This is a genomic window from Georgenia sp. M64, from assembly GCF_038049925.1.
Lineage (GTDB): Bacteria > Actinomycetota > Actinomycetes > Actinomycetales > Actinomycetaceae > Georgenia.
The window spans coordinates 2,475,130-2,487,976 of record NZ_CP145809.1 but is presented as its reverse complement, the minus strand read 5'-3'; the positions used below and the strand labels follow the sequence as shown (position 1 = coordinate 2,487,976).

Genomic DNA, 12,847 nt, shown 5'->3' with positions numbered 1-12,847 from the left:
GGGGCCTTGGCCGGTCTCGGATTGTATGGCGTGGGCATGGTCGCGCGGAACCTCGTCCAAGAGACTTCGCAGCGGCCGGACGATGGTTCTGACTCGAACGAAAGCGGAGCACGCGTGAAGCTGTGATTGGCGGTGGCCTGGAGTGGATTGGCGTGCTCGGCCGGATGAGCCTTCTGTCTTGAGCGCCAAACGGTGGGGACCGAAGTGCCCGACGGGAGTTGGTTGGTGCTGCGATCCCTGCAGCCACGTCGTCACCGTAGCCGCAGCGCGAGCGGGTTCTCCCTCAGCAGGCCCGCCACCTGGGCCCTGCTGCCCACCTCGAGCTTGCGCAGCACCGAGTGGACGTGGTTCTTGATCGTCGCGACGGAGAGGTGGAGCTCAGCGGCGATCTCCTTGTTGGCCGCGCCGCGCCCGAGGAGCCGGGCGATCTGGATCTCCCGCGGGGTGAGGTGGGTGTCCGCCGCCGCGACCGCGTGCCGGCGGGCCAGCTCGTTGAACAGGGTCCGGGCGATCCGGGGGTCGCAGAGCGTCTCACCGAGCTGCGCCCGGCGCAGGATCTCGAGCATCTCGTCCGTTCGCGCGGTGCGGGGCACGTAGGCGTCGAACCCCGACTCCGCGCAGGCGAGCACCTCGTCGGCCACCTCCGTCACGGCCACCGCGATGGTCGCGGTGTCCGGGCACAGGCCCTTGACCAGCCGGGCGGCAGCGAGCGCCTCCGGGGCGGTGACGTCGAAGAGGACCACGTCGGCGCCGAACTCCAGCGCCTTCATGTCGAGGTCGTCGATCTCATCCACGGGCGCGACCGCGTCGATATGGTCGGCCGAGGCGAGGAACGCCGCCAGGCACTCCCCGAACAGCCGAACCGGTGAGTAGATGAGCACGCGCATCAGGTTCCCCGACCCTCATGCCGGCGGCTGAAGGGTTCACCGCCGACCACAGGCCCCCCTTGAAGCCACAAGCGTCTCGCGTCCCGGCGCGCCCTGGCAAGGCGGATCCGGTCCGAAATGGGTGGGTCTGTCCACGGGGGTGTCGGCATGGATCCGGCGGCCCGTGGATCCAGGACCCGACCCGGATCCTCTTCGGCCCGGACGATCCATTGGCCCGGCCCGCGGCCCGCGCCATGGTGGGACGACGTCCCGGGTTGGAGCAGCAGTGGCGCGCAGGATGACCATCTTCATCGGTCCGTTCTCGAGCGAACCGTTCGCCGAGGGTCTGCGCGCGCTGCTCAGCGAGACCGGCGAGTTCGCCGTCGTCGCGGTCGACGACCCCGACGCCGTCCTCGGCACCGCCGTCGAGCCCGTGGTGCTCGTCCTCGAGGGCAGCGACCCCTCGGCGTGCCGGCGCTACCTCGACGAGCCGGCCGTGCGCATGGTCGTGCTGCTCGACCCGGCCGCGGCGCGGTCGTTCGTCGGGGTGGACAACGCCCGCTGGGAGGAGCTCGCCGACGTCGTCCGGGCGCTCGCCGGGGAGGCCCGCACCACACCGCCCGACGACGAGCGGGACCGGATCCGGGTGGTCCCCGCCGGTGCCCGCGGCGTCGACGCGGAGGGGCTCGCGCCGCTGGCCGGCTGGATCGAGACGAGCCTGGCACTGGCCCTGACCCGCCGGTTCGGCGAGGGCGGCCAGGGGGTGCTCGGCTGGTCGGTCAGCCCGCGCGACGCCCTGGAGATGCTCGGCGTGGACCCTGCCCGGCCCCAGGCCGACGACCTCGCCGCCCGGCTCGCCGACACCGACGACGGCCTCTTCGTCTCCCGGTCCGCCCTGCCCCCGGCGCTCGCGGACGTCGCGGCCACGTTCGACCTCACCGACCAGGACCTCCGCCTCCTCGGCCTCGTCCTCGCCCCGGAGATCGACGGGCGCTACGCGACGGCGGTCGGCGTCCTCCAGGACGACCTCACCCGCCGCCGGCCCAGCCTGACCCTCCTGGCCGAGCTGCTAACCGGCGCCCGGGTCGCCACCTGGGACCTGCGCCGCGCCCGCTCGCTCGTGGACACCGGTCTGGTCCGGCCGGTCGAGAGCGAGGCCCCCGCCGTCGACGTCGGCTACGCCCCGGCCGCCGCGGTGCTCGCCCACCTGCTCGCCCCCTCCGCCGAGGACGCCGCGGCCCGGCTCGGCGCCCAGCTGCGGGCGTCCCTCGCCGGCGCGGAGCCGCCGCTCTCCGCCGAGGAGAGCGAGCTGGCCCGGCGCCTCGAGGACGCCGCCCGCCGCGGCACGGTGGTCCGCCTGGTCGGCGGGGACGGCGGCCGGCGCTGGTTCACCCGGCTGACCGCCTGGATCGGCCTGCCCGTCGTCGTCGGCGACCTCGCGGGCGTCGAGCCCGGCGCCCGCGCGGGCGCGGCGGGCGACTGGGCGGCGCTCGCCCACCTCCTCGGCGGCGCCCTGCTCCTGCTCGGCACCGACGCCCTGGACGAGGCCGAGCGCCGCCGGGTCGGCGACCTCGTGCGGCACCGGGCAGGGAGCCGCGGCCTCGTCGCCGCCGACGGCGACCTCCCGGCCCGGTCGAGGCTCGTCCTGCGGGCCCCCGCCGTCTCCGCGACCGAGCGGGCCACCTGGTGGACCCGCGCGGCCGAGCACGCCGAGCTGCCGCTGCGCCCCGGCGACGCCGAGCGGCTCGCCGCCACGGTTGCCCTCGAGCCCGGCACCTTCGACGACGCCGCCACGATGGCCGCCCAGCAGCTCGCGGACGGGACTGCCGGCTCCGCCGTCGAGCTCGTCCAGCGCGCCGCCCGCGACCTGCGCCCCACGGCGCTGCCGGCCGGGGTGCGCGGCGTCGAGCCCGTCTACGGCTGGGACGACATCGTGCTCGGGGAGGAGAACCGGACCCTGCTCAAGGCCATCCCGCAGCACGTCCTGCACGCCGGCCGGGTGCTCGAGGAGTGGGGGTTCGCCGCCCGCGTGCCCTACGGGCAGGGCGTCGCGGCCCTCTTCAGCGGCCCGAGCGGCACCGGCAAGACCATGGCCGCCCAGATCATCGCCCGCGACCTCGGGGTGGACCTGCTCCAGGTGGACCTGTCCAAGACCGTCTCGAAGTACATCGGCGAGACCGAGAAGAACCTCGACCGGGTCTTCGAGGCCGCCGAGCGCACCGGCGCCGTCCTGCTCTTCGACGAGGCCGACGCCGTGTTCGGCAAGCGCACGGAGATCAAGGACGCGCACGACCGCCACGCCAACGTCGAGGTCGCCTACCTCCTCCAGCGCCTCGAGTCCTTCCGCGGCCTGACGATCCTCACGACCAACCTCAAGGCGAACATCGACGGCGCGTTCCTGCGCCGCCTGCGCTTCGTGGTCGACTTCGCCGTCCCGACCGCCGCCGAGCGGGCCCGGATCTGGCACAAGGCGTTCCCGCCGGCGGCGCCGCTGGACGGCCTCGACGTCGCTGCCGTCGCCAGCCGGCTGCCCATCACCGGCGGCAGCATCCAGTCCATCGCGCTGCACGCCGCGTTCCTCGCCGCACCGGGCGGCGGCCCCATCGGCCTGGACCACGTGCGCACCGCCACCCGCCGCGAGCTGCGCAAGACCGGCCTGCTCGCCGCGGAGAAGACCCTCGACGACTGGCCGGTGCCCGAGGAGCGCACACCCGCGCTGGTGCGACCATGACCGCCGACGCCGTCGCCCTGGTCACCGCCGCGCTGCAGGCCCGGCTCGAGAGCGCCGTCGGCGTGGGCAAGGTCTACGTCGGCCCGCCGGTGGCCGAGGACGTCGCCGACCGCAAGCTCGCCCTCTTCCTCGTCCACGTGGTGCCGAGCCCGGCGCTGCGCAACGAGCAGGTGCTCGTCCCGCGGCCCGGCGACGCCGACGGCCCCCTCGTCGCGACCGACGCCCTCGCCCTGGACCTGCGCTACCTGCTCTCGGTGTTCCGCTCCACCGGCGCCGGGGGCGGCGCCGCCGACCCCGACGAGCTCCTCACCCTCGGGGCGGCCGTGCGGGCCCTGCACGAGCGCCCCACCATCGACCAGGTGCCGGGGCAGACCGTGCGGGTCACCCCCGAACCGTGCACGGTGGAGGACCTCAGCCGCATCTGGGGGCTGCTGCCGCAGTCGTCCTACCGCACGTCGATGGTGTACCTGGCCAGCCCCGTGCTCGTCACGTCCGCGCCGCCGGTCCGCGACGACCGGGTCACCGAGCGCCGCTACCGCGCCGGCGTCCTGCCCGACCCGCCCGGACCGCTGGCCGAACGGGTGGGGGCGCTGTGAGCATCGCCTTCGAGGAGGGCCGGACCGACGTCGTCACCGCCGTCGTGACCCTCATGGACGGCGCCACCCGCCGGCCGGTGCGCGGCGACGTCGACGTGACCCTGTGGGACGTCGCCGCCGGGCAGCCGCGCCCGGTCGCCGTGGTGCGCAACCTCAGCGGCCAGGCGGTGGTGCTCAACGCCCCGCCGGGCGAGGACCTCACCTTCCGCATCGGGACCGAGCGCAGCATCTACCGGGGCCCGGTGCTCCTGACCGTCAACCTCGCCACGGACGGGGTGCGCCACGTCGTCGCGCTCGAGCGGCGTCCGGACGCCCCCTTCGACGACGTCGCCACCCTGGTGCGCGGGGTCGTGGTGCGGAGCCCGGCCGGTGGGGCCGAACCCGTGGACGGCGCGACGGTCTCCGCCGCGGCGCCGGGCCCCGGTCGGCAGTTCCCGGCCACGACGGATGCGCGGGGGGCGTTCGCGCTCGTGGTGGAGCTGCGCCCGCCGGCCCCGGACGAGCCGGTGGAGATCGACGTCGTCCTGACCGTGGGCAAGGACGGTCTGCCCACCCGGACGCTGGCGGTCCAGCTCCAGCACGGCCGCCACCACGTCTTCACGGCGCCGGTCGACCTCGACGACGCCGTCATCCCACCCATCCACGTACGAGCCGGCCCCTGAGCCGGGCGGACCACCAACGAGAAGGAAGGAGCGCGGCCGTGAGCGAACCATCAGCGGACGCCGGTGACGCCGAGGCGGTGCCCGCCCAGCAGAAGGACCTCGACAACCAGCTGCAGCCGCAGGGCCAGGCGGTGGGGGAGGCGGGCGGCTCACCCCCCACCGAGGAGGAGGCGCTGCCGACCGAGCAGACCGAGGAGGTGGTCGAGGCGCCCGTCGGTGACACGGCATCGGGCGCACCGAGCACCGGCGACGACTCGACCGGCGGTGGCTCGACCGGCGGTGGCTCGACCGACAGCGGCTCGAGCGATGACGACACGATCGCCGAGAAGCTCGCCCAGCTCGAGACCGAGGCCACCGCCGCGCGTACGAAGAAGAACCAGGCCGACGTCGCGCTCGCGGACCTCGAGAACCGGCTGACGACCCTGCGCGCGGTCCAGAAGGACGCCGAGACCGCCGCCACCGCCTACACCGCCGCCTACGACGCACTCGCCCGCGAGGACACGGCCTACGGGGAGTACCTCCAGTCCCAGGAGGAGGGCCTGCGCCGGCAGCTGGGTGAGGACGGTGTCGCCGGGGTCGAGGCCGTCGTCAAGGCACGGTCGGACCGGACCAAGAAGCTCGATCGCAAGGCGAGGAAGGCTGCCCGGACGCTCGCGAGCGCCGAGAGCAGGCGGGACCGGCTCAAGGACCGGGTCAAGAAGCGCTCCGACGCCCTGGCCGGGTGGAAGAAGCTCACCGCGACCGTCACCGCCCAGCACACCGAGCTCAAGACCCGGCGCGAGGAGATCGCCAAGGCGCGCCAGGCCGGTGAGTACGCGCTGGCGTACTGGTTGCTCGGCTCGGCGGCGGCCCGCCGGAAGTCCTTCGGCGAGGGCCCCCGCCTCATCCCACCCAAGGACCTGGAGCACAAGCTGCTCGACGCCGTCACGGCGCTCGCCGACGCACAGAGGGCGCTCGCCGATGCCGAGACCGCCGCCACCACGGCCAAGGCCGACCTCGCGGCGGCGACGAAGGCCCGCGATAAGCACAGGGCGGAGTCGGAGGCGCAGCTGCGCGAGAGCCTCCGGACCGCCGGAACCCACGCCACGACAGGAGAGTCGAATGCCTGAGTACCTCGCACCGGGCGTCTACGTCGAGGAGATCGAACGGGGCCCCAAGCCGATCGAGGGCGTGGCGACCAGCACCGCGGCGTTCCTCGGAGAGGCGCAGCGCGGCCCGCTGGTACCGTGGCTGACCACCAGCTACGGGGAGTACCTGCGCTGGTTCGGCGACGTCTTCGGCGCCGGGAAGTTCCTGCCCTACGCCGTGAAGACCTTCTTCGACAACGGCGGACGCCGCTGCTACGTCACCCGCGTCACCGGGGCCGGGGCGGCCGCCGCGACGGTCGACGTCGGCGGGTTCACCGTCACCGCCACCGGACCGGGCACCGCCTACAACAACACCTGGGTCCGCATCCTGCCCGGCAGCACCCGGGGCGCGGACGGCAACCCCGTGGGGTTCCGCCTGCGCGTGGACCACTGGGCCAACCCGGCCGACGTCCCGGCCGACGCCGCCGGCATCGACGACGGGCCGGTCCCCACGATCGCGGAGGACTTCGACGACCTCAGCCTCGACCCCGCCTCGCCGGCGTACTTCGACAAGCGGGTCAACGGGTTCAACTCTTCCCTGGTGCAGATCTCGGCCGCCGACGACGCCGAGCTGCCCACCGGCGACGGCGTCTCCGCCCAGCTCGACGGCGGCGCCGACGGCGACCCGCTCACCCCGGCCGACTACGAGGTCGACGACGCCGACCCCGGCCGGCGCCGCGGTCTCAAGGCCCTCGAGCTCGACCGGTTCCGGGAGGTGGCGATCGTCTACGCCCCCGGCGTCGACTACGACACGGCGCGCCTGGTGGTCACGCACTGCGAGCGGAACAGGTTCCGCTTCGCCGTCGTCGACTCCCTCCAGGGCCTGGGCAACGCCAGCGGGATCGAGCCCCGCTCGGACGTCACCGACACCAAGTACGGCGCGTTCTACTACCCGTGGATCTACGTGAGCGACCCCCGCAGCGGGGTGCGCACCCTGGTCCCGCCGGGCGGGTCGGTGTGCGGGATCTACGCCCTCACCGACAACACCCGCGGGGTGTTCAAGGCCCCCGCGAACGAGACCCTCGCCGGGGCGATCGACCTGGAGTACGACATCAACCAGGGCACCCAGGAGATCCTCAACCCCCGCGGGGTCAACGCCATCCGCCGGTTCCCCGGCCGGGGCATCCGGCTGTGGGGCGCCCGGACGATGTCCAGCGACCCGCTGTGGAAGTACGTCAACGTGCGGCGGCTGTTCATCTTCCTCGAGGCCTCGATCTACAACTCCACCCAGTGGGTCGTGTTCGAGCCCAACGACCCGCGGCTGTGGGCGCGGGTCAAGCAGACCGTGACCCTGTTCCTGCGGACCCAGTGGCGCGAGGGCGCGCTGCTCGGGCTGAAGGAGGAGGAGGCGTTCTCCGTCGCGGTGGGCCGGGAGACGATGACCGAGGACGACCTCCTCAACGGCCGCCTCATCGTCGAGGTCGGCGTGGCGCCCGTCCGGCCGGCCGAGTTCGTCGTCTTCCGGGTCTTCCAGAAGACGCAGGAGGCGAAGTCATGACCGTCACGGGCACGACCGCCACGAGCCAGGAGGGCTGAGCGATGGCACGCACGGACCCGCTCCGGAAGTTCCGGTTCCGCCTCGAGATCGACGGCCTCGAGCAGGCCGCGTTCTCCGAGGTGACCATCGGGGACCTCGCGAGCGACCCGATCGAGTACCGGGAGGGCGACGAGGCCCGCCTCACGGTCCGCAAGCTCTCCGGCCTGACCAAGTACGCCAACGTCACCCTCAAGTGGGGGATCACCGACTCCCTCGAGCTCGCCGACTGGCACCAGCTCGTCGTCGGCGGCGCCACGCTCCAGGACGACATCCGCAAGACGGTCGTCATCCGGGTGCAGAACGAGGCCGGCGAGGACAAGGCGGCCTTCGAGGTCACCCGCGCGTGGCCGTGCAAGTACGACCCGACCGACCTCAACGGCACCGGCAACGAGGTGGCCATCGACACCCTCGAGCTCGCCAACGAGGGCATCCGCCGGATCCAGTAGGGAGGCACACCATGTTCGCCACCGAGGTCGACTTCACGCTCCCCAAGGGGTACCTCGACGCCGACGGCGTCCTGCACACCGACGGCGTCATGCGCCTGGCCACCGCGGCCGACGAGATCCTGCCACTCAAGGACCCCCGGGTGCAGGCCAACCCCGCCTACCTGACGATCATCGTCCTGGCCCGGGTGGTCACCCGGCTCGGGTCGCTGCCCGACGTCAACACCAAGGTGGTCGAGGGGCTGTTCGCCAGCGACCTGGACTACCTCCAGGGGCTCTACGAACGCCTCAACGCCGCCGACGAGCCGGACGGCCGGCTGGGCGACGAGGTCGGCGGCCACGCCGCCGGCGCGCCGGACGGTCGACTCGCCGGGGGCGGGAGGGTCTACGCCCTGGGGGAAGCGTGAGGGCCTATCCCGTGGCCCAGCTCTACGAGGAGATGGCCTTCATCGCCTACCACTTCCACTGGCCGCAGACCGAGCTGATGTCCCTCGAGCACGCCCAGCGCCGCCGCTGGTGCGAGGAGATCTCCCAGATCAACCGCCGGCTCGACGGCGCACCCGCCAACCCGTTCGACACCCTCTGAGGAGGTGAGTCATGGCCCGCCCCGACCCCTTCCGTCTGTTCCGGTTCGTTGTGGAGATCGACGGCACCGAGGCCGGCGGGTTCCAGTCGGTCTCCGGCGTCGAGCGTCAGACCCAGGTGGAGCCCTACCGCGAGGGCGGCGTCAACGACTTCGAGCACCAGCTGGCGCTGAAGACCACCTACCCCCCGCTCGTCCTCAAGCGCGGGCTGGTGGACGGGTGGCTGTGGGACTGGCACCAGGAGGTCATCTCCGGCCGGGTGCAGCGCCGGACCGTCTCGGTGGTCCTCCTCGACGAGGCGGGTCAGGAGGCCTGGCGGTGGGTGTGCGCCGCGGCGTACCCGGCGCGGTGGTCAGGTGCGGAGCTCGACGCGATGTCCGGGGCGGTGGCGACCGAGGCGGTCGAGCTCGTTCACCACGGGATCACGAGGCAGCGATGAGCGCCCGCCTGCCCACGCGCCCCGCGCCGACCTTCCGTCCGGGGTCCGGCCGGCTGCGCCGGGGGAAGGCTGCTGCGCTGGGTGACGGCGTGCCTGGGGACCGGGCGGGCGGCGGACGGTCGGGGCGCGGGCCGCTGTGGCGGCGGCCGCTGGCCCTGGTCTTCCGCCGGCCCGCGCGGACGCTGCCGGCGCCGGTGCTGCGCTCGCGAGACGGGGCCGCGGTGCGGCTGTCGCTGTCTCTGTCGCTGCGGGTCTGGCTCGCGGAGCGGCTGACGACGCTCGTGCGTGGGGTCGCGCCGGCGTCGGGCGCCGATCGGCAGATGCCGTCCGCGGCGGACGGCACGCGCGCGCCGGTCGCGGTGGCCCAGCGTGCGTGGCGCCTCGGTGCGACGCGCGACTCCGGGCCGGGGCGGGCGACCCGCCGGCCCCTGAGCCCGCGCGAGCCCGACGCCGTGCGGGCACCGCGTGGGGCTCGGCTCGACCGCAATACGCCGGCTGACCGCATCCACCGGTCCGGCAGCGAGACCACCACGACCCGGCCCACCTGGCGCACACCGCCTCCCTCCGACGGTGACGGCCAGCAGAGTCTGATCGGCAGCCGGCCAGCTGCGCGGCCGACGGCGCCGGGCGTCGCCGCGGAGTCGCTCGACGTCAAGGCGCCGCCGACCGTTCCGCCGCTCAGGCACCGCACCCGAGGTTCGCGGCTCGGCGCCGCCCCTCAGCCGCTCATGGACCGGCTCGCCGACGCGGCCACCCCTGCCCCCGCGCCGGCCCGCCGTCGTCTCCGCCGGCCGACCGGCCCGGCCGCCCCGCACCCGGGCGGCTACCCCGCCACCGAGCTGCGCGTCGGGCCACGGCTCCGCAGTGCGCCGCGTCCGGCGCCCGCACCACCGGCACCCGGACCGCTCGCCGTCCCGGACCGCCCACCCGCCGCGCTCGTCCACCGCAGCCGGCCTGCCGTCGTCGACGCCCACGACGCGCCCGCCCCCACGCCGCCGCCCACCGCCGCGGCCGCCCCCGCCGTCGACCTGGACCGGCTCGACCGCGAGCTGTGGCACCGGTTCGAGAAGCGCATGCGCATCGAGCGCGAGCGCCGGGGGAGGGGCTGACATGGCCCAGGAGCTGGCGAAGGCGATCGTCACCCCCCTCGACGGGCGCGCCGCGGGCACCCCCATCACGGTGCTGTTCAATCCCACCGAGTACAACGTCGAGTACTCGGCCAACTTCCAGGAGTCCGCCCCCCCGGGCCTGTCCAACCCCGTGGTGCAGTTCGTCAACGGCAACGCCCGCGTCCTGAGCATGGACCTGCTCTTCGACACCTGGACCGACGGGCAGAGCCGGAATGTCCTCGAGCTGACCTCGCCGCTGACCGACCTGCTCTCAATCGACGGCGACCTCCACGCCCCGCCCCGGGTCGAGTTCCGCTGGGGGGTGTTCCGGTTCGTCGCCGTCGTGGAGAAGATCTCCCAGCGGCTGACGATGTTCGCCTCGGACGGCACCCCGGTCCGGGCCACCCTCTCGGTCACTTTCAAGCAGTACCGCACCATCGCCGAGCAGCTCGAGGACCCGCGCCGCAACTCCGCCGACAAGACCAAGCGCCGGGTCCTCGAGGCCCACGACAGCATCTGGCTCCTCGCCGCCCGCGAGTACGGCCAGCCCCGGTACTGGCGGCTCATCGCCCGGCACAACGACGTCGACGACCCCCGGCGCATCCCGCCCGGGACCGTCCTCGTGCTGCCGCCCATCGACGAGGGGGTGCCCCGTGCGACTCGCCCAGCTTGAGCAGGACACCGCCCACGACCGGTTCTACGTCCCCACGTTCGCCGTCAAGGTCGGCGGCGAGGACGTCCTGCGCGACCTCTACCTCGCGGTGACCTCGGTCAGCGTCGACCTCAAGGAGAAGACCGCCGGCCGCTTCTCCTTCAAGGTGGCCGCCGCGTTCGACTGGAAGGCCCGGGAGTTCCTCGCCACCCGCGCCGAGGAACGGGTGGACCTGCTCGAGCTGTTCGCCTTCGGTGCCACCGTGGAGATTGCCCTCGGGTACGGCGACCCGGCCGCCCTCAGCCCGGTGCTGACCGGCGTCGTCACCGAGCTCAGCACCGACTTCTCCGCCGGCTCCACCCCCGAGCTGTCCATCAGCGGCAGCGACGGCCTCTACCCCCTCACCGTCGGCAAGAACACCCGGCACTGGGAGGCCGCCCCGGACAGCACGGCCGTGGCCGACGTCGCCCGCGCGGCCGGCCTGCGCGCCGACGTCGAGCCCACCACCCCGGCCAAGGACCGCATCGACCAGAACAACGAGACCGACATGGTCTTCGTCACCACCCTCGCCGAGCGCAACAAGGCCACCTTCTACGAGCGGGACCGCACGCTCTACTTCGGCCCCCGGCACAAGGACGCCGCCGCCGTCGCCGAGCTCGTCTGGGGCGAGGGGCTGCTGAGCTTCAGCCCCGAGGCGAACCTCGCCCGGCAGATCTCCGAGGTCCGCGTGCACGGCCGCTCGGCCGCCACCGGCACCGAGATCGTGGGCCGGGCCCGGCGCGGGGAGGAGACCGGCCGCGACACCGGCGAGGAGAGCGGCGGGGAACGGGTCGTCCGGGCTCTCGCCGCCGACCCCGTCCTCAACCTCCGGGCACCGGTGAGCACCCAGGAGGAGGCCGACGCGCGCGCCCAGGCGGTGCTGGACGAACGCGCCCAGGACTTCCTCACCGGCCGCGGGGAGTGCGTCGGACTGCCCGAGCTCCTGCCCGACACCAACGTCACCCTCGGCGGGCTGGGCCGGGCCTTCTCCAAGACCTACTACATCGCCGAGACCACCCACACCCTCGACGGCAGCGGCTACCGCACCACCTTCACAGTGCAGGAGACGACGGTATGAGCGGCACCTGGATGCGCACCGAGGAGGCCGAGCGCGAGGCGGACGGCTTCCTCACCGGCGTCGCGGTGGGGGAGGTCACCGACAACACCGACCCCGACGGCCTGGCCCGCGTCCGGGTCCGGCTGCCCTGGCACCCCGACGGCGACACGAGCTTCTGGGCCCGGCTCGCCGTCCCCATGGCCGGGGCCGACCGCGGCACGTACTTCCTGCCCGAGATCGGCGACGAGGTGCTCGTCGCCGCCGAGAAGGGCGACCCGTCCCACCTCTACGTCCTCGGCTCGCTGTGGAACGGCAAGGACAAGCCACCCGCGGACAACGGCGACGGCGCCAACAACACCCGCGTCATCACGTCCCGCGCGGGGCACACCATCCGGTTCAACGACGACGACGCCGCACCCGAGATCGAGGTCCGCCTCGCCGACGGCAAGCGCATCGCCCTGGACAAGGACGGCATCACGGTCGACGACGCCAAGAACAACGTCATCACCATCGACTCCGGCGGCGCGAAGGTCACCGTCACCGCCGGCCGCGAGCTCGTCCTCAAGGGCGCCACGGTCTCCATCGACGCCTCGGCGTCGATGAGCCTGACGTCGTCGGGGACGCTCAAGCTGCAGGGCTCGGTCGTGCAGATCAACTAGGTCGACGAACTCGACGAGGTCGTCCGGATCAGCGAGGAGGAGGGACATCATGGGAAAGCCGGCCGCGCGGGTGGGTGACACCACCGCCCACGGCTCGCCGCTGGTCCCCGGGCCGGGCTGCCCGACCGTCCTCATCGGTGGCCGGCCGGCGTGGCGGGCCGGATCCGACACGCACGTCTGCCCGCTCTTCGACGGGCCCAAGCCGCACGTCGGCGGCACGATCGCCGCCGGCAGCCCCACGGTCCTCATCGGCGGCCTGCCCGCGGCCCGGCTGGGCGACCAGATCCTCGAGGCCGGACCGCCCAACGCCGTCGCCGTCGGCGACCCGACCGTCCTGATCGGCTGA

15 protein-coding genes are annotated in these 12,847 nt (G+C 73.8%); 14 read left to right on the top strand and 1 reads right to left on the bottom strand.

Translation table 11 applies throughout. The features are described from left to right. Positions 1–251: 251 nt before the first annotated feature. Positions 252–887: a response regulator transcription factor gene (locus tag AAEM63_RS11210; RefSeq protein WP_341358356.1), complete on the bottom strand. Its 636-nt coding sequence runs from the start codon at positions 885–887 to the stop codon at positions 252–254. A 277-nt stretch (positions 888–1,164) separates the two neighbouring features. On the opposite strand from AAEM63_RS11210, the gene AAEM63_RS11205 reads away from it, so the two are divergent. The 14 genes from AAEM63_RS11205 to AAEM63_RS11140 are packed head-to-tail and all read left to right on the top strand — an operon-like array spanning position 1,165 to position 12,847. Continuing rightward, positions 1,165–3,597 carry an AAA family ATPase gene (locus tag AAEM63_RS11205; protein ID WP_341358355.1) on the top strand — a complete coding sequence of 811 codons (2,433 nt, stop codon included), beginning with the start codon at positions 1,165–1,167 and terminating at the stop codon, positions 3,595–3,597. After that, positions 3,594–4,193, top strand: coding sequence for a DUF4255 domain-containing protein (locus AAEM63_RS11200; RefSeq protein ID WP_341358354.1), 600 nt, complete (start codon positions 3,594–3,596; stop codon positions 4,191–4,193). Before AAEM63_RS11205 ends, AAEM63_RS11200 begins: the two co-directional genes overlap by 4 nt. Further along, positions 4,190–4,855, top strand: a complete 666-nt coding sequence (locus tag AAEM63_RS11195) for a hypothetical protein (protein ID WP_341358353.1) — start codon at positions 4,190–4,192, stop codon at positions 4,853–4,855. Before AAEM63_RS11200 ends, AAEM63_RS11195 begins: the two co-directional genes overlap by 4 nt. A 38-nt stretch (positions 4,856–4,893) precedes the next feature. Continuing rightward, positions 4,894–5,964 (top strand): hypothetical protein, encoded by a 1,071-nt coding sequence (locus AAEM63_RS11190; protein WP_341358352.1) that lies wholly within the window; start codon positions 4,894–4,896, stop codon positions 5,962–5,964. Beyond that, complete coding sequence (locus tag AAEM63_RS11185) at positions 5,957–7,480, top strand: phage tail sheath family protein (RefSeq protein WP_341358351.1); 1,524 nt, start codon at positions 5,957–5,959, stop codon at positions 7,478–7,480. Before AAEM63_RS11190 ends, AAEM63_RS11185 begins: the two co-directional genes overlap by 8 nt. Positions 7,481–7,521: 41 nt before the next feature. Next, the gene (locus AAEM63_RS11180; RefSeq protein WP_123919629.1) at positions 7,522–7,965 is read left to right on the top strand and encodes a phage tail protein; all 444 of its coding nucleotides are present in this window, start codon (positions 7,522–7,524) and stop codon (positions 7,963–7,965) included. 11 nt (positions 7,966–7,976) lie between these two features. Further along, a complete protein-coding gene (locus AAEM63_RS11175; protein ID WP_341358350.1) occupies positions 7,977–8,369 on the top strand; it encodes a hypothetical protein in 393 nt (130 codons plus the stop codon). Continuing rightward, on the top strand, positions 8,366–8,548 hold the full coding sequence (locus AAEM63_RS11170; RefSeq protein ID WP_123919625.1) for a DUF6760 family protein: 183 nt from the start codon (positions 8,366–8,368) through the stop codon (positions 8,546–8,548). Before AAEM63_RS11175 ends, AAEM63_RS11170 begins: the two co-directional genes overlap by 4 nt. 11 nt (positions 8,549–8,559) lie before the next feature. Continuing rightward, positions 8,560–8,985 (top strand): phage tail protein, encoded by a 426-nt coding sequence (locus tag AAEM63_RS11165; protein WP_341358349.1) that lies wholly within the window; start codon positions 8,560–8,562, stop codon positions 8,983–8,985. Beyond that, positions 8,982–10,094, top strand: a complete 1,113-nt coding sequence (locus AAEM63_RS11160) for a hypothetical protein (protein WP_341358348.1) — start codon at positions 8,982–8,984, stop codon at positions 10,092–10,094. Before AAEM63_RS11165 ends, AAEM63_RS11160 begins: the two co-directional genes overlap by 4 nt. A 1-nt stretch (position 10,095) precedes the next feature. Beyond that, complete coding sequence (locus AAEM63_RS11155; RefSeq protein ID WP_341358347.1) at positions 10,096–10,767, top strand: hypothetical protein; 672 nt, start codon at positions 10,096–10,098, stop codon at positions 10,765–10,767. After that, positions 10,748–11,863: a contractile injection system protein, VgrG/Pvc8 family gene (locus AAEM63_RS11150; RefSeq protein WP_341358346.1), complete on the top strand. Its 1,116-nt coding sequence runs from the start codon at positions 10,748–10,750 to the stop codon at positions 11,861–11,863. Before AAEM63_RS11155 ends, AAEM63_RS11150 begins: the two co-directional genes overlap by 20 nt. After that, positions 11,860–12,501 carry a phage baseplate assembly protein V gene (locus tag AAEM63_RS11145; RefSeq protein WP_341358345.1) on the top strand — a complete coding sequence of 214 codons (642 nt, stop codon included), beginning with the start codon at positions 11,860–11,862 and terminating at the stop codon, positions 12,499–12,501. Before AAEM63_RS11150 ends, AAEM63_RS11145 begins: the two co-directional genes overlap by 4 nt. Before the next feature lie 49 nt (positions 12,502–12,550). After that, positions 12,551–12,847: a PAAR domain-containing protein gene (locus tag AAEM63_RS11140; protein WP_341358344.1), complete on the top strand. Its 297-nt coding sequence runs from the start codon at positions 12,551–12,553 to the stop codon at positions 12,845–12,847.